This is a genomic window from Pseudonocardia sp. UM4_GMWB1 (genome assembly GCF_017312155.1).
GTDB classification, from domain to species: Bacteria; Actinomycetota; Actinomycetes; order Mycobacteriales; family Pseudonocardiaceae; genus Pseudonocardia; species Pseudonocardia alni.
On sequence record NZ_QJPN01000001.1, the window covers coordinates 3,126,168 to 3,145,557 of the forward strand.

Sequence of the window (19,390 nt, forward strand, 5' to 3'; positions counted from 1 at the left end):
GCTCACGGCCGCCTCCAGTGGCGCCCGGTGCGGGCCAGCATCTCCTCGGCCGACGCCGGGCCCCAGGACCCGGCGGGGTAGGAGTCCGGGCCGCGCGCGTCGGCGGCCCAGTGCTCCAGGACCGGGTCCAGGATCTCCCAGGACCGCTCGACCTCCTCGTTGACCGGGAACAGCGACGGCTCGCCGAGCAGCACGTCGAGGATGAGCCGCTCGTAGGCCTCGGGGGAGGCCTCGGTGAAGGCGTTGCCGTAGCCGAAGTCCATCGTGACGTCGCGGACCTCCATCTGGCTGCCCGGCACCTTGGACCCGAAGCGCATGGTGACGCCCTCGTCCGGCTGCACCCGGATCACCAGGGCGTTCTGCCCCAGCTCCTCGGTCATCGTCGCGTCGAACGGCAGGTGCGGGGCCCGCTTGAACACCACGGCGATCTCGGTGACCCGGCGACCCAGACGCTTGCCGGTGCGCAGGTAGAACGGCACCCCGGCCCAGCGGCGGTTCTCGACCTCGCAGGTGATCGCGGCGAAGGTCTCGGTGGTCGACTCCGGGTCGAACCCCTCCTCCTGGGCCAACCCGGGCACCTCCTCGCCGCCCTGCCAGCCGCCCTCGTACTGGCCGCGGGCGGTGGTGGCGTCGAGCGGGTGCGCGAGCTTGACCGCCTTGAGAACCTTGATCTTCTCGGCGCGCAGCTCGTCGGAGGAGAACGACGTCGGCTCCTCCATCGCGGTGAACGCGAGCAGCTGCAGCAGGTGGTTCTGGATGACGTCGCGGGCGGCGCCGATGCCGTCGTAGTAGCCGGCCCGCCCGCCCAGGCCGATGTCCTCGGCCATGGTGATCTGGACGTGGTCGACGTAGTTGGCGTTCCAGATCGGCTCGAACAGCTGGTTGGCGAACCGCAGCGCCAGCACGTTCTGGACGGTCTCCTTGCCGAGGTAGTGGTCGATGCGGAACACCGAGTCCTCGGGGAAGACGTCGTTGACGATCGCGTTCAGCTCGATGGCCGAGGCGAGGTCGTGGCCGAACGGCTTCTCGATGACGACCCGGCGCCACACGTCCGGGTCCTCCTGCGCGGACAGCCCCGAACGGGCGAGCTGCTTGCAGACCACCGGGAACGCGCCGGGCGGGATCGACAGGTAGAAGGCGTGGTTGCCCCCGGTGCCGCGCTTCTCGTCGAGCTCGCGCACGGTGCGCTCCAGCTCGTCGAAGGCGGCGTCGTCGTCGAAGGAGCCCTGGACGAACCGCAGGCCCTCGGCGAGGCGGTCCCACACCTCCTGCCGGAACGGCGTGCGGGCGTGCTCGCGCACGGCCTCGTAGACGACCTGGCCGAAGTCCTGCTGGTCCCAGTCGCGGCGGGCGAACCCGGTGAGGGCGAAGCCCGGCGGCAGCAGCCCCCGGTTGGCGAGGTCGTAGATCGCGGGCATGAGCTTCTTGCGGGACAGGTCCCCGGTCACTCCGAAGATCACCAGTCCGCAGGGGCCGGCGATCCGGGGGAGCCGCTTGTCACGGGGGTCGCGCAGCGGGTTGGTCCGTCCGCCGTTCGCGGTGGGCATCGCCCCTCCTAGTACTGGTGTTCTCGTGATCGGGGCACCGGGGTCACGGCTCTGTCGACGTCTGTGTCGATGTCACAGCCCTGGCCAGGGTGACCAGTCCGGCGAGCCGGTCGGTCAGGTGCAGCCGGAGCACCGGACGTCCCCGGCGTCGCTGGTCGTCGATGACCGCCCGGGCCTGTGCCGCGTGCAGGCTATCCAGTCCCGGCCCGGGCGGCACGGTGTCCGCGCCGACGGACCCCGGAAGATCACCGCCGGGCCCGTTCCCGGTCAGGTGACAGTGCACCGCGACGTCCGGTGCGCCGGTGTCGCCGCTGCGGCAGGCCGGGGCCCAGCCGAACGCGACGGGGAGCCCGAGCCGGGCCACCAGCGGCCCGCGCAGCACCGCGACCGAGGCGTCGGACTCCGGGTCCAGCCAGGCCGAGACGACCGCCGGGGCCCCGTCGGCGACGGCGGCCAGCGCGTCGAGCGCACCGGCGACGGTGCGGGTGCCGGGCGGGAGCCAGTCCCCGGCGTGCACGGCGATCCCGCCGTCGACGAACGACGGCTCGGGGTCGGGACCCTCGGCGGGCGCGGGCGGTGCGGGCGCGAACGGGTCGGTGTCGAGGACCCGCCCGGCCAGCGCCGCGGCGGCCTGCCACAGCACGACCGCGGCACCCGGGCCGGCGTCCAGCCGTACCGCGCCCTGGCCCGGCCCGGGCCGAGGGCCGGTGCCGTCGGCGTGCACGTCCACGACGCCCGCGGGTGCGGTGGGCTCCTGCGGGGCGGGGCCCGCGCCGACCGGCTCGTCGGGCGGCACCGGCACGACGGTGAGCCCGGCGGCGGTGAGCAGCGGAGCCAGCCAACCGGTGAGGGCGGGGGAACGCTCGGCGTCGCGCAGGGCCAGCAGCGAGCCGCGGCCCGCGGCCAGTGCGCCGGCCAGCAGCAGCGCCGGGTTGTCCGGGTCGTCGGCGGCCAGCGAGCGCTCGGCGGCGACGGCGTCGCCCAGGACGGCGGGCACGTCCGCCCCGGCGAGCCCCGCGGGGACCAGCCCGAGCGGGCCCAGCACGCCGAAGCGGCCCGGCACGTCCGCGTCGAGGGTGACCACGACCGGGCCGGGGTCGCCGGGTGTGTCCAGCGGTGAGCCGGGCTCGGTCAGGTGCACGGTGCGCGCGGCGAGGGCGTCGGCGCCGACCTCCTCGGCGATCGCGGCGGCGACCACCCGGGTGACGGCCGCGACGACGGGGTCGGTGCCCGCCGCGTCGGCGACGACGAGGACGGTCTCGGCGAGCTCCCCGGACAGCGCCTCCGCGACCTGCACCGGGTCCGCGGAGTCCAGTGCGGTCAGCCGGGCCCCACCCGGGTCGGTGCCGGCGACGACGCGGGCCGCGGCGACCGCGTCGGGCGTACCGACGAGCAGCACCCGGTGCGCACCGGCGACGGCGAACCGTTCGCGCAGCGCGGCGACCTGCCCGACGAGGGGCCGGCTGCGGGCGGCGAGCCCGGTCCAGCCGGTACGGGGCGGGGCCCCCGCGGCGCGGGGCCCCCAGACACTGGGGTCGGCGTCGGCGAGCCGGGAGGCGACGGTATCGCCGGCCAGCTCGGCGGCGATCCGCCGGGCCGCTCCGGCGAACGGCTCACCGGCGAGCCGCACCCGCACCGGGGACGGTGCGGGTGCGGACGGGCCGCCGGTGGCGGCGGAGCCGAGGTCGGCCCCGTCGCCACCGGGAGTGGCCTCGTTCAACTACTTCGCGGAGTCGAGCTGGCTGCGGACGGTGTCCTGCAGCTCGGTCCAGGACTTCTCGAACTTCTCGACGCCCTCGTTCTCCAGGGTGAGGAACACGTCGTCGAGGTCGATGCCCTGGCCCTCCAGGTCGGTGAAGACCTGCTGCGACGCCCCGGCCGTGTCGGTGACCTTGTCCCCGTCGACCTCACCGTGGTCGGCGAAGGCCAGCAGGGTCTTCTCCGGCATCGTGTTGACGGTGTTGTCCACGACCAGCGCGGACACGTACAGCGTGTCCGGGTAGTCCGGGTTCTTCACCCCGGTGGAGGCCCACAGCGGGCGCTGGGCGTGCGCGCCGTGGGCGGCGAGGGCGTCCCAGCGGGCACCGGAGAACGCGTCGCGGTAGGCGGCGTAGGCCAGCCGCGAGTTCGCGACGGCCGCCTTGCCACGCAGGCCGAGCGCGGTGTCGCCACCGATCTTCTCCAGCCGGCCGTCGATCTCGGAGTCCACCCGGGACACGAAGAACGAGCCGACCGAGTGGATCCGGGACAGGTCCTGCCCGTTCGCCTTCGCCTGCTCCAGACCGGTCAGGTAGGCGTCCATCACGAGCTTGTAGCGCTCGACGGAGAAGATCAGCGTCACGTTGACGCTGATGCCCTCGGCGGTGGCCCGGGTGATGGCCGTCAGGCCCTCCTCGGTCGCCGGGATCTTGACCAGCAGGTTCGGCCGGTCGACGGCCTTGAAGAGCTCGCTCGCCTGCGCGGCGGTGCCCTCGGTGTCGTGTGCGAGGCGCGGGTCGACCTCGAGCGACACCCGGCCGTCGACGCCACCGGTGCGCTCCCAGACGCCGGAGAACACGTCGCAGGCGTGCTGGACGTCGGCGACGGTGATCTCGCGGATCGCGGTGTCGATGTCGGCACCGCGGGCGGCCAGCTCGCGGACCTGCTCGTCGTAGGCGGCGCCGTCGGACAGCGCACCGGCGAAGATCGTCGGGTTGGTGGTCACCCCGACGACGTGCTTGTCCTCGATCAGGGTGGCGAGGTTGCCGCTGGTCAGGCGCTCCCGGGACAGGTCGTCGAGCCAGATGGACACCCCGGCCGCGGACAGTGCAGCCAGTCGATCGTTGCTCATGATTCTCTCCTTGCGATCGGGTGCCGTCGGTTCAGGAGGACTTCTCGGTCGCGGCGAGGGTCTCCCGCGCGGCCGTGGCGACGGTGTCGGCGGTGAAGCCGAACTTCTCGAACAGGGTGGCCTGGTCGGCGCTGGCACCGAAGTGCTCGATGGACACCGACCGGCCGAGCTCACCGACGTAGCGGTACCAGGGCATCGCGATGCCGGCCTCGACCGAGACACGGGCCGTGACCGCGGTCGGCAGGACAGACTCCCGGTACTGCTCGTCCTGGGCCTCGAACCACTCGACGCACGGCATCGAGACGACCCGGGTGCCGACGCCCTCGCCCTCGAGCTGCTCGCGGGCGGCCAGCGCCAGGTGCAGCTCGGAGCCGGTGGCGATGATGATCACCTGCGGGACGCCGGACGCGGCCTCGGCGATGACGTAGCCACCGCGGGCGACGCCCTCGGCGGAGGTCCCGGCGACGGTCGGGACGTTCTGCCGGGTCAGCGCGAAGCCGATCGGGCCGCCGTCGGGCCGCTCGAGGGCCGCCTTCCAGGCGTACGCGGTCTCGTTGGCGTCGCCGGGGCGCACGACCGACAGACCGGGGATGGCCCGGAGCGACGCCAGGTGCTCGATCGGCTGGTGGGTCGGGCCGTCCTCGCCCAGACCGATCGAGTCGTGCGTCCACACGTAGATCGGGTTGGTCTTCATCAGCGCGGCCAGCCGGACGGCGGGGCGCATGTAGTCGGAGAAGACGAGGAACGTGCCGCCGTAGACCCGGGTCGGGCCGTGCAGCGAGATGCCGTTGAGCACCGCGCCCATGGCGTGCTCGCGGACACCGAAGTGCAGCGTGCGGCCGTAGGGGGAGGTGGTCCACATACCCGTCGACGCCGACTTGGGCCCGAAGGAGTCGGCGCCCTTCATCGTGGTGTTGTTCGACTCGGCCAGGTCGGCCGAGCCGCCCCACAGCTCGGGCAGCACCTCGGCGAGAGCGCCGAGCACGGCACCGGAGGCCTTCCGGGTGGCCATGCCCTTCTCGTCGATGTCCCAGTGCGGCAGGGAGTCCTCCCAGCCGTCCGGCAGCCGGCCCGCCTTCAGCCGCTCCAGGAGCTGCTTGCGCTCGGGCTCGCGCTCCGCCCACTCGTCGAAGGTGCCCTGCCAGGAGTCGTGCGCGTCGCGCGAGCGCTCGCCGACCGCGCGGGTGTGGGCGAGCACGTCGTCATCGACGTCGAACTCCTTGTCCGGGTCGAAGCCCAGGACCCGCTTGACCTCGCGGACCTCGTCGTCGCCCAGCGCGGAACCGTGCGCGGCCCCGGTGTTCATCTTGTTCGGCGACGGGAAGCCGATCACGGTCTTCAGCACGATGATCGACGGGCGCCCGGTCTCGGCCTTCGCTGCCTCGAGCGCGGCGAGGATGCCGGTGACGTTCTCGCCGCCGTCGACGACCTGGACGTGCCAGCCGTAGGACTCGTACCGCTTCGCGGTGTCCTCGTTGAAGGCGATGTTGGTGTCGTCCTCGATGGAGATCTCGTTCGCGTCGTAGATCACCGTGAGGTTGCCCAGCTCCTGGCGACCGGCCAGCGACGACGCCTCGGAGGTGACGCCCTCCTCGATGTCGCCGTCGGAGGCGATCACGTAGATCTGGTGGTCGAACGGCGAGGCACCCTCGGGGGCGTCCGGGTCGAACAGGCCGCGCTCGCGGCGGGCCGCGATCGCCATGCCGACGGCCGAGGACAACCCCTGGCCCAGCGGGCCGGTGGTCATCTCGACGCCGCGGGTGTGCCCCCACTCCGGGTGGCCCGGGGTCAGCGAGCCCCACTTCCGGAGCTGCTCCAGGTCCTCCCGCTCCAGGCCGTAGCCGGCCAGGAAGAGCTGGATGTAGAGGGTGAGGCTGGAGTGCCCGGCGGACAGGACGAACCGGTCACGGCCCATCCAGTCGGGGTCGGCCGGGTCGTGCCGCATGACGCGCTGGAACAGCGTGTACGCCAGCGGGGCCAGGCTCATCGCGGTGCCGGGGTGTCCGCTGCCGCACTTCTGGACCGCGTCCGCGGCCAGTACACGGACGGTGTCCACGGCCCTGCGGTCGAGGTCGGTCCAGTCGTCGGGGACGTGCGCGCGGGTGAGCGCGGCGACGGCGCTGTCCCCGGCGTGGGGGGACGTAGCGGTGTCGGACAAGGCGATGGCTCCTGTACTCGCGTCGACGAATGTCGGTCTGCCGGTCGTGGATCCGGATGCCCGCCCGGTGGTCGCGGCCGTTCCGGTGGCGGCGACGTCGGCGGGTGTGTGGTGCGACCCGGATCACCTGGCGGCATCGTCGCCGCCCCGACGCGGAACACCCTACTGCTCACGCCCGCGGCCTGCGGCTTTGCGCCTCGTGGCGATCGGCCGACCGGGCCGCCGGTGACGGCGTACCCGGCGGGCCCGCGACGCATGCCACCGGTTAGCATCGACGCGCTGTAGAACTAGGGAGGCCGCCACCGCGGCGACCACCCCGTGTCCACGGCACCGAGCCGGTGCGGCCCCTCGGGTGGCGCGGCACGGGATCACTACGTCGAACCGAGCGAGGTACGGACAGGTGAGCGCACCCGCGTCAGGGCGGAGCCGGGCCGACGAGGCCGGGATCCCGGCCGAGCACGTCCCGGCCGGACCGGACGCCGCGCCGGCGGCGACGCCCCCCGCGACGACCGTGGTGGTGCCGGCGGCACCGGTCGGGCGTCTCGCGCGCGTCCGCGCCACGGTGGCGGCGTATCTGGGCCTCACCAAGACGCGGATCATCGAGCAGCTGCTCGTGGTCACCGTGCCCGCCATGTTCCTGGCCCAGCGCGGTGTGCCGTCACTGTTGCTGATCGCGGCCACCCTGGTCGGCGGCGCGATGGCCGCGGCCGCGGCGCACGCGCTGAACTGCGTCGTCGACGCCGACATCGACCAGAAGATGGCGCGCACCGCCCGCCGCCCGCTGGCGAGGGGACAGGTCCCCACCCGCAACGCGCTGGTGTTCGGTCTGGTCCTGGCCGCGCTGAGCTCGGTGTGGCTGGGTCTGACCACGAACTGGCTGGCCGCCGTGCTGTCGCTGGCGGCGATCGCGTTCTACGTGCTCGTGTACACGATGCTGCTCAAGCGGCGGACCTCGCAGAACATCGTGTGGGGCGGCGCCGCGGGCTGCATGCCGGTGGTGATCGGCTGGGCCGCGGTGACCGGCACCGTCGAGTGGCCCGCGCTGGTCATGTTCGGTGTGATCTTCTTCTGGACGCCGCCGCACTTCTGGGCGCTGGCGATGCGCTACCGCGAGGACTACGCCGCCGCCGGGGTGCCGATGCTCCCGGTCGTGGCGCCCGCGCCGGCGGTGTCGGTGCGGATCGTGGTCTACAGCTGGGTGATGGTGGCCTGGAGCCTGCTCCTGCTGCCGGCGACGTCGTGGGTGTACCTCGCGGTGGCGCTGCTCGGCGGGGCGTACTTCGTGTTCCGGGCGCACCGGCTGCACCACCAGGTGAAGTCCGGCGGCGAGATCTCCCCGATGCCGCTGTTCCACCTGTCGAACATCTACCTGTGCGTGCTGTTCGCGGCGATCGCCGTCGACGCCGCGCTGGGGCTGCCGGTCCTGTTCTGACCGGTCACCCACGGCCCGGCGCGGGGGCGACCGCCGCGGGCGGGACCACCCGCTCGACCAGGTCCAGCAGCGCCGCATCCGCCCCGTGCCGGGCGACGATCTGCAGCCCGACCGGGCAGCCGTCGGGTCCTGTCCCGGCGGGAACGCTCACCGCCGGGTGGCCGGACAGGTTGAACGCCCACGTCAGAGCCACGTTCATCCGGCCGCCGGGACCGTCGTGGCCGTGCGGGCCGGCGGGCGTGGTCGGGGTCAGCAGCAGGTCCGCCGCCGCGAACACCGTGGCGGGCACGGCCTCGCCGGGTGTCCGCGGCGCGGCTCGTCCCGCGCGCCGCGCCGCCCACACCGGGGCCGGGTCGGGCAGCCGGACCGGCGTCGCGATCTCGGTGATCCCGGCACGGGCGAGCAGGTCCCGGGCGGCCGTCGCGGCGACCGCGACCACCACGGGGTCGGCCGACGGGACGAGCCCCGCGGTCGGCTTATAGCCGAGCACGCCGCACCAGGCCGCGGGGATGCGGACCGACCCGGCGCCGTCCGAGCCGGTGGCCATCCCGACGACTCCGGCGGCGACGGCGGCCGCGGATCCGGCGGAGGACCCACCGGGGGAGCGGTCGGCCCGCCACGGGTTGCGGGTGGGGCCCCGGTCGGTCCATCCCCACGTCTGGTGGCCGCCCGGACGCGGCACCGAGGTCGCCCCGATCGGGACGGCACCGGCGGCGAGCAGCGCGCGCACGGCCGGGGTGCGGTGCCCGTGCAGCCCCTTCACCGCGATCGGCAGGCCGGCGAGCGGACCCGGTACGGCGGGGCCGGGGACGGGCACGTCGTGGTCGTCGTGCCGCAGGAACGCCCGCAGCCAGGGCTCGGTGCGGTCGCGGCGGTCCCGTGCCACCGCGACCGCGCCCGGACCGGTGCTCACCGCAGCAGGTCCGGGGTCTCCCACTCCTCGCCCAGCACGTGGTGGTCCAGGAACGCCCACACCGTCCGGTACCAGACCTTCGCGTGGTTCGGCGCGAGCACCCAGTGGTTCTCGTCGGGGAAGTACAGGAACCGGTGCGGGTTCGCCGCCGGGTCGGCCTGCCGCGACACCAGGTCCCACCAGAGCCGCAAGCCCTCGCCGATCGGGACGCGGTGGTCGCGGTCGCCGTGGATCACGAGCATCGGGGTGACGATCGCGTCGGCGTGGTGGTGCGGGCTGTGGGCCTGCGCCATCTCCGGGGTCATCTCGGTGAGCCAGTAGTCGGCGTGGTCGGTCGTGGGTCCGAACTGGTCGAGCGCCCACAGGCTGGCGTGGGTGACGACCGCGGCGAACCGGTCGGTGTGCCCGGCGACCCAGTTGGCCATGTAACCGCCGAAGGACCCGCCCATCGCCGCGGTGCGGGTGCCGTCGATCTCCGGCCGGGCGACGGCGGCATCGGTGGCCGCCATCAGGTCGGTGAACGGCGTCCCGCCCCAGGCGCCCCAGCCCCGCTGGACGAAGTCCTGGCCGTAGCCGGTCGAGAGCGCCGGGTCGGGCAGCAGCACGGCCCAGCCGCGGGCGGCCATCAGCCACGGGTTCCACCGCCACGACCAGGCGTTCCAGCTGGCCAGCGGGCCGCCGTGGATCCACAGCAGCAGCGGCACCGGGTGCGCGGCGTCGGCGCCGTCGGGCAGGACCAGCCAGGCGCGGACCCGGGTGCCGTCGGCGGCGGTGGTCTCGAGCTCGGTGAGGGTGCCCGGCAGCGCGGGCGCCTGCGCCGGCGCGGGCAGCAGCTCCGGCTCGGCGTCGCGGCCGTCGGCGGACACCCGGACCGGGGTCGGGGGAGCGTCGTAGGCGTGGCGCACGGCGTAGACCCACCGCCCGTCCGGCGACGGGCACGGGTCGGAGTAGGTGCCGTGGTCGCCGGTCAGGCGGGTGACGGTGTCGTCCTGCGGTGTCGGGCCCGGCACGACCCGGAACAGCGGGCCGCGACCGTCCTCGTCGGCGGTCACGACGAGCGCGGCCGAGTCGTGCGTCCAGCGCGCCGAGGTGGGCCAGCGGTCCCAGCCGGGCGCGACCGGGCGCGGCTCGCCGCCGTCGAGCGGGATCAGCACGAGCTCGATCCGCGGCGCGGTCTCCGGGGTGGACACCCGCTCGCGCAGGGCGACGACGGTGCGCCCGTCGGGGCTGATCCGGGGCGCGCCGTACTCGTGGCCGTCGTCGGTGGTGAGGTCGGTGCGCGCGCCGGTGACGGTGTCGACGACGACGAGCCCGGGGCGCCAGGTGCCGTGCCCGTGCGCCCGGTGCCAGCCGGTGACCACGCGCGCCCCGTCGGGGGAGACGGCGAAGGAGGTCTCGTCCAGTGCACGGCCGGGCGCGGGGGTGAGGTCCGTCCAGGGGTCGGCGTCGGTCCCGTCCGGTTCCCCGGAGCCGCCACGGGGGACATCGGCGCGGGGCGGGGCGAGCAGCAGCCGCTCCTCGTCCGGGCCGAGGTCGTGGTCCCAGTGCCGCACCGGGTAGCCGGTGTGCAGGATCGCGGTGACCTTGCCCTCGGTGCGGGCGGTGCGCCGCCGCTCGTCGTCGGCGGTGGTGACCGACCCGGGCAGGGTCGGTGCGGAGACGACCACCGTCCCCGCGTCGGCCGCGACGGCGACGTCCGAGATGCCACCGGGGCGCGACCCCGCCGGTTCGGCCTCGCCGCCGGCGGCCGGCAGCCGCCACAGCGAGGTCGGCGGCTCGGCCTCGCCCGTCGTGTCCGGGTCCGGCCGGGCCGACCGGAACAGCAGGTCACCGTCGGGGGTGAAGACCGGCCCGGACTCGCCGGCCGCGCCCCGGGTCAGCCGCCGCGCCGGGGCCTCGCCCGCGGGGTCGACCTCCCACAGCGCGGTCCGGTAGCGGGTGCCGTCGGCGTCGAGCTCGGCGACCCCGGTGACCAGCCGCGTGCCGTCGGGGGACAGGGCGAGCCCGCCGAGGCGGGGGAGCGCGACGTAGGCGTCGAGGTCGTGGAAGGGGGTGTCGGTCACGCCGTCGGTTCTACCGCACACCGCGCGGCGGACCGACCCCGTTCCGGACCCGTCAGGGGACGAGCAGCACCTTGCCGGTGGTGCGGCGGCCCTGCAGGTCGTCGTGCGCGGTGCGGGCGTCCGCCAGGTCGTAGCGGTGCCCGATCCGCACGTCGAGGCGGCCCGCGGCGACGTCGCCGTAGACGGCGGCGGCGCGGGTGCGCAGCTCGTCGGTGGTGGCGACGTAGTCGAACAGCTTCGGGCGGGTCAGGTACAGCGACCCGGCCGCGTTGAGCCGCTGCGGGTCGAACGGCTCGACCGGGCCGGACGCGGCGCCGTAGAGCACGAGCGTGCCGCGGGGGCGCACCGAGGCGAGGCTCGCGTCGAAGGTGCTGCGCCCGACCGAGTCGAACGCGGCGTGTACTCCCGCGCCGCCGGTGAGGTCGCGGACGGCGGCGGCGAGGTCGTCGACGGCGGTGTAGTCGATCACCTCGGCGGCGCCGGCGCCGCGGGCCAGCTCGGCCTTCTCCGGCGTCGACGTCGTCGCGATCACCCGGGCGCCCTTCGCGACGGCCAGCTGGGTGAGCAGCAGCCCGACGCCACCGGCGGCGGCGTGCAGCAGGATCGTCTCCCCGCCGTGCAGCGGGAAGCAGTCGTTGACCAGGAAGTGGGCGGTCATGCCCTGCAGCGCCGCACCGACCGCGACGTCGTCGGCGACGCCCTCGGGCACCGGGACGGCCTTCGCCCAGGGCACGGCGACCTGCTCGGCGTAGCTGCCCAGGGTGTTGGCCCAGGCGATGCGGTCCCCGACCGCGACACCGTCGACGTCCGCGCCCAGCGCGGTGACCCGGCCCGCACCCTCCAGTCCGGCGACGTACGGCGTCTCCATCGGGTAGATGCCCTCGCGCTGGTAGGTGTCGATGAAGTTCACCCCGGCCGCGGCGACCTCCACCAGCACCTCGCCCGGACCCGGGACCGGGGCGTCGGTGTCGACCACCTCCAGCACCTCGGACCCGCCGGGCTCGCTCACCCGTACCGCACGCATGTGTCCTCCTCGTCGCTCGCCGCTGCTGACGGGCCCGATCATGCCCTCACGCGTCGCGGCGGAGCATCCGGGACACGAGCACGACCGCGGCGGCGGCGAACCAGCCCGCCGCGAGCCCGGTGCTCGACACGAGCCCGGCGGTCGGCAGCGGGTCGCGCAGCACGTCGACCCCGGCGGCCCAGCCGTCGGTGAGCAGGAACGGGCGGATCGGCTCCAGGGCGGGGATCGCGCCGAGCACCCCGGACAGGATGATCCCGCCGAGCACCGAGGACAGCACCACCAGCGGGTGCTCGGTGAACGACGACACCGCCAGCGCCACCGCGCCGACCGCGGCGAGCTGACCCAGCGTCCACAGCGCGGCCAGGGCGATCCGGCCGGCCGCTGACGTCAGGTCCAGCACCGAGCCGGACATCGTCAGCAGCGCGCCGCCGTCGCCGACGACCGCGGGGGGCCCGATCAGCGCCCACCCCGCCACCAGCCCGACCACGCAGACCACCGCGACCGCGACCGCGGCCACCACCAGCACCCCGAACGCCTTCATCGCGACCAGCCGCAGCCGCCCCACCGGAGCCAGCAGCAGCCCGCGCAGGGTGCCGTGCTGGGCCTCCCCGGCGATCGCGTCCGCCGCCGCGACGGTGACCACCAGCGGCAGCAGCAGCGCCATCAGCAGGGTCAGCGCCGCGACGGGCAGGGTCAGCCCGTTGCCGACGGCCTCCGAGAGCAGGCCACGGCGCGGCCCGTCGGCCAGCACGAGCCCGACCGCCATCAGGACCGGCACCGCCCCGAGCAGCGCGACCATCACCCAGGTCCGGGGCCTGCGCAGCACCCAGCGCAGCTCGGCACCGAGCAGCCGACGCCACGACACCGGCCGGGGCGGGGCGCTCACGCGTCGCCCTCGGTGATCCGGGTGAACAGCTCCTCCAGGCCGGTGCGGCGCCGAACCAGCCCGTGCACCGACACTCCGGCCCCGACGAGGCCGGCGAACAGCCGCGGCCCGTCGGCGTCGGCGGCCAGGACGACGGCCGCGCCCTCGGCCCGGGCGTCGGCGCCCGCGGCCCCGAGCTCCCGCAGCGCCGTCGCCGGGTCGGTGGTCGCGATCTCCCAGTCGCCGTCGGCGGCGCCGAGCAGCCGGTCCAGCGGTCCCGTCGCGAGCAGCGTCCCCTGCTTGAGCACGGCCACGTGCGTGCACACCGCCTCGACCTCCGGCAGCAGGTGCGACGACAGCAGCACCGTCGCCCCGCCCGCCCGCAGCTCGGCGACGATCGTCCGGATCTCCCGTGTCCCTGCCGGGTCGAGGCCGTTGGTGGGTTCGTCGAGCACGACGAGCCGCCGCGGGACGAGCAGCGCCGCGGCCAGCCCGAGGCGCTGCTTCATCCCGAGGGAGTAGCCGCGGAACCGGCGCCCGGCGGCCGCGGCCAGCCCGACCCGCTCCAGTGCCGCCTCCACCGCGGGCCGCACCTCGCCCGGCGCGAGCCGCGGCTCGGTCGCCGCGACCCGGCGCAGGTTCTCCCGCCCGGACAGGAACGGGTGGAACCCCGGCCCCTCGACCAGCGCGCCCACGTCGGGGAGCGTCGTGGCGAGCCCACCCGGTACCGGGAGCCCGAGCAGCTCGACGCTGCCCGAGGTCGGCGTGGTCAGCCCGAGCAGCATCCGGATCAGCGTCGTCTTGCCCGAGCCGTTGGGGCCGAGCATCCCGAACACCGACCCGGCCGGGACGTCGAGGTCCACGCCGTCGACGGCGGTGACCCGCCCGAACACCTTGCGCAGGTCCCGGACGCGGGCGGCCGGGTGCTGCTCGTCCGCGGCCCCGTCCGCCACGTGGCCGGCGGGGGCGGTGCGGGTGGTCGTCACCGGGCCAGGGCCTCGCCGAGGACGTCCGGGCCGACGGCACCGGCGGCGACGCGGCCGTCGCCGGCCAGGATCGCCGAGCCCGCGTTCGTGGTGATCTCGCGGCCGGAGCCCCACGGTCCGGACACCGGGGTGCCGAGCCCGGACAGGTCCGGGCCCCGCTGGTCGCCGGAGCGCTGCGGGACGCGGCCGACGACCACGGTGTCCCAGCCCTCGCCGACGACGGTCGGCGCGGCGGCCCGTGCGGGCGTGCCGCCGGGGCCCCCGGGGCCGGGCTGCTCCACCGTCCCGGCGGTGCCGTCGCGGACGGTGGCGCCGGGCGGCGGGGTGAAGGTGAACAGGGCCGGGTCCTGCGGGCCGAACGTGACGTCGTCGAACCCGATCCGCAGCACCGGGTCGGTCCCGGCGCCGAGGACGGTCAGCTCCAGCGGGGTCCGGGTCTGCGCGTCGACGGCGGCGCGGACCTCGCGCAGCACGGTGCGCTCACCGGGCTCCGGCGCCAGGACCAGGGTGTAGGCGGGGCGGCCGGCGACCTCGGTGGTGCCGTCGACCCGCAGCACGCTGGTGGCGCCCAGCCGCGCCACGACGGTCCGGGCGACCTCGGCCGGGTTTTTCGCGGCGTCGGCGTCCGGGGTGTGTCCCCGGCTCGGGAACCGGGTCGCGGTGCGGTCGGTGGAGTCGTAGGCCCAGGTCGTGGCGCCGTCGCGGACGTAGGTGCGCTCGCCGTCGTCGTTGGGGACGGCGAGGCGGCCGTCGCCCGTCCCGTCGGACCAGACCCGCGCGGTGGAGGTGCCGTCGGTCAGCCCGTCGGAGGGGAGTCCCGGCACGGCGGGAAGCCCCAGCCGGTTGTCGACGGCGACGGTGCCGGCCAGCGCGACCGGCTCCGCGGCGACGACCGAGGCGACGAGCTGCTCCGGGGTGACGGGCGGCAGCTCGGGGGCGGCGGAGGCCCGCGTGGTGAGCAGGCCCGCCGACAGCGACGCGGTGAGGGCGACGGCGAGGGCGGCCGCGAGGACCACGGCGATCCCGCCGCGTCGCAACCGGGATGCGGAGGTCATGGCTCCAGAGTGCCCGAGTGTCACCCGATCGTGCAGCGGCCGGTCGGACCGACTCAGACCGACGCGGCGGCGGGCTCCGGCGCGGCGGTGTCCGCCGGGTCGCCGGTCGGGGTGGCGCGGGGGTCGACGGGGGCCGGGCGGGTCGCGGTACCGGCCCACACCCAGGCGGCCGCGGCGGCGGTCAGCCCGGCGCCGAGCACGTGCAGCGACACCAGCAGCTCCGGGACCCCGAGGGCGTACTGGACCCCGCCGAGCGCGCCCTGGGCGAGGACGACCACGACGAGCACCCGGAACCGGCGCACCAGCGCCCGCGGGGCGGACACCGCGTGCAGCAGGAACCCGAGCCCGACCAGGGTGCCGAGGTAGAGGAACAGCGTGTCCACGTGCAGCTGCGCGAGCGCGGGGATCGGCACGTCCAGGCGCGGGGTCTCCGGGTCTCCGCCGTGCGGGCCGGCCGCGGTGACCAGGGTCCCCGCGACGAGCAGGACGCCCAGCACGGCGGTGGAGAACAGCACCAGCCCACGCCCGCCGGCGGGCACGGTGCGGGTCACCGGGCCGTCGGCCTCGCCTGCGGCTCCGACGAGCAGCACCGCGAACCAGACCAGCACCATCGAGGCCAGGAAGTGCAGCATCACCGTCCACCAGGCCAGCCCGAGCAGCACGGTGATCCCGCCGATGACGGCCTGCGCGACGACGCCGAGCGGCATCGCCAGGGCCAGCCCGGTGAGGCGGCGGCGGCGCGGCCGGGTGTACAGCGCGCCGAGCAGCGCCGCGCCCGCGGTGAGCACCACCAGGATGCCGAGCAGCCGGTTGGAGAACTCGATCCACATGTGCAGCGGCGCGATCTCGGCGTGGTCGACCGGGATCATGCTGCCCGGCTCGCACTGCGGCCAGGTCGAGCAGCCGAGGCCGGAACCGGTGACCCGGACCACCGAGCCGGTCACGCCGATCCCGATCTGGGCGACGAGGTTCGCGATCGCCAGCCGGCGCATCAGCACCGGCGGGGTGGAGGGCACGCGCGACAGCAGCACACTACGCATCGTAGAAGACGGGGCTCAGGTCCAGCGCACCAGCCGCGACGCCGCCACCCCGGCGACGACCGCCCAGCCGGTCAGCACCAGCAGCGGCCCGGCCGCGGGGAACTCGCCCGCGCCGAGGGCCGAGCGCAGCGCCTCGGCCAGCGCGCCCGAGGGCAGCCACGGCGCGAGCGCCGCCAGCGGCCCCGGCAGGTCCGCGACCGGCACGACGATCCCACCGGCCAGGAGCAGCGCGAACCACACCAGGTTGGCGACGGCGAGCACGATCTCCGCGCGCAGCGTCCCGCCCAGCAGGATGCCCAGCGCCCCGAACGCGGCCGCGCCCAGCAGCACCGCCAGCGCGGCGCCGTCGAGCCGGGCACCGGCCGGGGACCACCCCAGCAGCGCCGCCAGCACGCCGAGCAGCACCACCTGGATCACGACGACGGCGGCGACCGCGGCCAGCCGCCCGCACACCAGCAGCCAGCGGGGCAGCGCCGTCGCGGCCAGCCTGCGCAGCGCCCCGTAGCGGCGGTCGAAGCCGAGCGCGATGGCCTGGCTGGTGAACGCCGAGCTCATCACGGCCAGCGCCAGCATGGAGGCGAACAGCCACGCCACCCGCGGCTCCGGGGCGGGCACCGCCGGGACGAGCGTGAGCCCGGCGAGCAGCGCCGCCGGGATGAGCAGGGTCAGCAGCACCTGCTCGGCGTTGCGCAGCGCGAGCCGGGTCTCCAGGCCGCCCTGGGCCCGCAGCATGGTCAGCGCGTTGCCGCGGCCGGGGGCGGGGGTGAACAGGCCCTCGGGGAAGGGGGTCGTCACGAGCGCAGCTCCCGTCCGGTGAGGTCGAGGAAGACGTCCTCCAGGCTGCGGCGCACGACCTGGACGTCGTCGGCGAGCACGCCCTGGTCGGCACACCACGAGGTGATGGCGGCGAGCGCGCCCGGGTCGATCCGGCCGCGGACCCGGTAGCGGCCGGGGGAGGTCTCGCAGCTGGCGTAGCCGGCGGGCAGCCGGGCGTCGAGACCGGCGACGTCCATGCCGGGCCGGGCCCGGAACCGCAGCTCGGTCTGGTCGCCCGCGGTGAGCTGGGCGGGCGAGCCGTGCGCGACGACCCGGCCGTGGTCGATGATGACGACGTCGTCGGCGAGCTGCTCGGCCTCGTCCATCAGATGGGTGGTGAGCAGCACCCCGACGCCGTCGCGGCGCAGCGCCCGGACCAGGTCCCACACCAGGTGGCGGGCCTGCGGGTCCAGACCGGCGGTCGGCTCGTCGAGGAACACCAGCTCGGGGCGCCCGACGACGGCGCAGGCCAGCGCCAGGCGCTGCTGCTCCCCACCGGACAGCCGCTTGTACGGGGTGCCCGCCCGCGGGCGCAGGCCGAGCACGTCGATGAGCATGTCGACGTCGAGCGGGTGCGCGGCGCAGTCGGCGACCAGGTGCAGCATCTCCCCGGTCCGCACGGCCGGGTAGGCGCCGCCGCCCTGCGGCATGACGCCCACCCGGGGGCGGACGGCCTCGTCGGCCGGGTCGTGACCGAGGACCCGCACCCGTCCGGCCGAGGGCGCCCGGAACCCGGTGCACACCTCGACGGTCGAGGACTTGCCGGCGCCGTTCGGGCCGAGCAGGGCGAGCACCTCGCCGCGGGCGAGGTCGAGGTCGATGCCGTCGACGGCGGTCGTGGGTCCGTAGCGCACGACGAGGCCGCGGATCTCCAGGGCGGCGCTCACCGGGCGGGCTCCGGGTCCGACGGCGCGCGGGTCCCGGCGGTGGCGTCGCCCGGGGTGCCGGTGCCGTCGTCCGGGCGGGCCGGGTCACCGGCGTCACCGGCGTCACCGGGGGAGCGGATCAGCCGGGCGACCACGTACAGCGCGAGGGTGTACATGGCGGCGCCCGCGGTGATGGCCAGCGGCAGCTGGAACCCGCGGAAGAAGAAGTCGGCGCCGGTGGGCGGCACGGCCAGCGCGAGCACGACCGACAGCAGCAGCAGGCCGCGGCGGTAGAACGGCATCGCCCGGGTCACGACCAGCGGCAGCAGCGCCCAGAACAGGTACCAGGGGTGCACGACCGGGCCGAGCAGCACGACGGCGCCGAGCCCGAGGCCGGTGCCGGTGACCGGGTCGACCTTCCCGCGCAGGCAGCCGAGCAGCAGCACGACCACGATCACCGCGATCGGCAGCACGAACAGGCTGCGCATCAGGCCCATCGTGGTCTCGGTGTGGTCGCCGAGCCCGGCGAGCCGGCCGACCTGCCCGGCGAGCAGCCCCAGGTTGGTGCTGATCGACATGGGCGAGATGAGCACGCTGGGTGCGGACAGCCCGCGCACCCAGTTGAACCCCAGCCCGGTGGCCAGGCTGAAGAAGGTGAGCACGGCCGCGGCGATCGCGGACAGCCAGGCCGTCATCACGGCCCAGTCGAGGAGCCTGCCGCCGCGCCTGCGGACCAGGTACACGCCGACGAAGCCGAGCGCGAGCAGCGCCGGGAGCTTCACCGAGGCCGCGGCGACGATCAGCGCGGCACCGCCGGTGATCCGCCACCACGGCCGGACGGTGTCGTCGCGCCCGAGCATCACCCAGAGCCCGAGCAGCAGCAGCGGCAGCATGATCGACTCGTTGTGGATCCCGCTGACCATGTGGAACAGCACCAGCGGGTTCGCCGCGCCGAGCCACAGGACCAGGCCGGCGTCGAGGTCGAACCGGGAGGCCAGCCGGGGCAGCACCCACACCATCAGGGCGACGCCGAGCAGCGCGAGCAGCCGGTGCTCGAGGATGCCGAGCACCACGTTCTCCCCGGACAGCGCGGTGATCCCGCGGCCGAGGCCGAGGAACAGCGGGCCGTAGGGCGCCGGGGTGTCGCGCCAGACCGTGGGGATCCCGCGGACCAGCGGGTCGTCGATGCCGAGCGCCTGCGCGGGACCGATCGAGTACGGATCGATCCCGCGGGCGAGCGTCGCGCTCTGGGCGAGGTAGCTGTAGATGTCCTTGGAGAACATCGGCGGCGCCAGCGCCAGCGGCACCCCCCACAGGATCGCGGTGCGGCCGAGCTCGCGGCGCTCGGGCGCGGGGTGGTGCGCTCCGCGGGTGGTGAGCATCCGGGCGATCCACAGCCAGGCCGTGACCACCATGAGCAGGCCCGCGTAGGTGACGGCGATCGCGAGGGTGACGTTGCGCGAGGGGAGCCCGATCACGCGCAGCCCGTTGAGCGGGTTCGGTACCGGGAACGCCCCGGAGCCCAGCGCGCTGATCCCCATCAGCAGGGCGCCGGTCAGACCGAGGATCCGCGCGATCCGGGCCTGCTCACGCAGGCCGCGCCGGGCCGGGTGGCCGGTCGACGGCGGTGTGGCGGGGGGATCGGACGGCGCCGCACGCGTCGGGGGGTCGTCGCGCCCGGGCGGGGCGACCTCGGGCGTCACCATGGGAGGAGAGGTTAGTGGTGCGGTGACGGGGGGTCCGGTACCGGCCCTCACCTGCGATCGGAGTGAGCCCGGTCACCACGGCGGGGGGT

15 protein-coding genes are annotated in these 19,390 nt (G+C 75.4%); 1 reads left to right on the top strand and 14 read right to left on the bottom strand.

The window, feature by feature from the left end; translation table 11 throughout:
• Positions 1-2: 2 nt before the first annotated feature.
• Genes zwf through tkt form a run of 4 tightly spaced genes read right to left on the bottom strand, consistent with a single transcriptional unit; the run spans position 3 to position 6,535 of the window.
• A complete protein-coding gene (gene zwf / locus DMP15_RS14955) occupies positions 3-1,547 on the bottom strand; it encodes a glucose-6-phosphate dehydrogenase (protein ID WP_100877637.1) in 1,545 nt (514 codons plus the stop codon).
• A 43-nt stretch (positions 1,548-1,590) separates the two neighbouring features.
• Complete coding sequence (locus tag DMP15_RS14960) at positions 1,591-3,267, bottom strand: hypothetical protein (RefSeq protein ID WP_073574720.1); 1,677 nt, start codon at positions 3,265-3,267, stop codon at positions 1,591-1,593.
• Positions 3,268-4,377: a transaldolase gene (tal, locus tag DMP15_RS14965; protein WP_073574721.1), complete on the bottom strand. Its 1,110-nt coding sequence runs from the start codon at positions 4,375-4,377 to the stop codon at positions 3,268-3,270.
• 31 nt (positions 4,378-4,408) lie between these two features.
• Complete coding sequence (tkt, locus tag DMP15_RS14970) at positions 4,409-6,535, bottom strand: transketolase (protein ID WP_337826042.1); 2,127 nt, start codon at positions 6,533-6,535, stop codon at positions 4,409-4,411.
• 511 nt (positions 6,536-7,046) lie between these two features.
• On the opposite strand from tkt, the gene DMP15_RS14975 reads away from it, so the two are divergent.
• Entirely contained in the window at positions 7,047-7,967 is a 921-nt protein-coding gene (locus tag DMP15_RS14975) for a heme o synthase (RefSeq protein ID WP_083658454.1), read from the top strand.
• Positions 7,968-7,971: 4 nt separating this feature from the next.
• On the opposite strand, the gene DMP15_RS14980 is transcribed toward DMP15_RS14975, so the two are convergent.
• From DMP15_RS14980 to mptB, 10 genes are read right to left on the bottom strand one after another with little or no spacing between them, the layout of a single operon-like run.
• The gene (locus DMP15_RS14980; RefSeq protein ID WP_073574723.1) at positions 7,972-8,880 is read right to left on the bottom strand and encodes an amidase family protein; all 909 of its coding nucleotides are present in this window, start codon (positions 8,878-8,880) and stop codon (positions 7,972-7,974) included.
• Positions 8,877-10,943, bottom strand: a complete 2,067-nt coding sequence (locus tag DMP15_RS14985; protein WP_337826043.1) for a S9 family peptidase — start codon at positions 10,941-10,943, stop codon at positions 8,877-8,879. The genes DMP15_RS14980 and DMP15_RS14985 overlap by 4 nt, the downstream gene beginning before the upstream one ends.
• Before the next feature lie 52 nt (positions 10,944-10,995).
• Positions 10,996-11,967 carry a quinone oxidoreductase family protein gene (locus DMP15_RS14990; RefSeq protein ID WP_073574725.1) on the bottom strand — a complete coding sequence of 324 codons (972 nt, stop codon included), beginning with the start codon at positions 11,965-11,967 and terminating at the stop codon, positions 10,996-10,998.
• Between the two features lie 46 nt (positions 11,968-12,013).
• Positions 12,014-12,853, bottom strand: a complete 840-nt coding sequence (locus DMP15_RS14995) for an ABC transporter permease (RefSeq protein ID WP_073574726.1) — start codon at positions 12,851-12,853, stop codon at positions 12,014-12,016.
• Entirely contained in the window at positions 12,850-13,785 is a 936-nt protein-coding gene (locus tag DMP15_RS15000) for an ABC transporter ATP-binding protein (RefSeq protein WP_304580095.1), read from the bottom strand. The genes DMP15_RS14995 and DMP15_RS15000 overlap by 4 nt, the downstream gene beginning before the upstream one ends.
• A 29-nt stretch (positions 13,786-13,814) precedes the next feature.
• Complete coding sequence (locus tag DMP15_RS15005) at positions 13,815-14,873, bottom strand: LolA family protein (RefSeq protein ID WP_083658207.1); 1,059 nt, start codon at positions 14,871-14,873, stop codon at positions 13,815-13,817.
• Positions 14,874-14,926: 53 nt separating this feature from the next.
• Positions 14,927-15,913, bottom strand: coding sequence for a COX15/CtaA family protein (locus DMP15_RS15010; protein ID WP_376772704.1), 987 nt, complete (start codon positions 15,911-15,913; stop codon positions 14,927-14,929).
• A 15-nt stretch (positions 15,914-15,928) separates the two neighbouring features.
• On the bottom strand, positions 15,929-16,708 hold the full coding sequence (locus DMP15_RS15015) for an ABC transporter permease (RefSeq protein WP_073574729.1): 780 nt from the start codon (positions 16,706-16,708) through the stop codon (positions 15,929-15,931).
• Positions 16,705-17,616, bottom strand: coding sequence for an ABC transporter ATP-binding protein (locus tag DMP15_RS15020; protein ID WP_073574730.1), 912 nt, complete (start codon positions 17,614-17,616; stop codon positions 16,705-16,707). Before DMP15_RS15020 ends, DMP15_RS15015 begins: the two co-directional genes overlap by 4 nt.
• Positions 17,613-19,301 (bottom strand): polyprenol phosphomannose-dependent alpha 1,6 mannosyltransferase MptB, encoded by a 1,689-nt coding sequence (mptB, locus tag DMP15_RS15025; protein ID WP_167379049.1) that lies wholly within the window; start codon positions 19,299-19,301, stop codon positions 17,613-17,615. Before mptB ends, DMP15_RS15020 begins: the two co-directional genes overlap by 4 nt.
• Between the last annotated feature and the right edge of the window lie 89 nt (positions 19,302-19,390).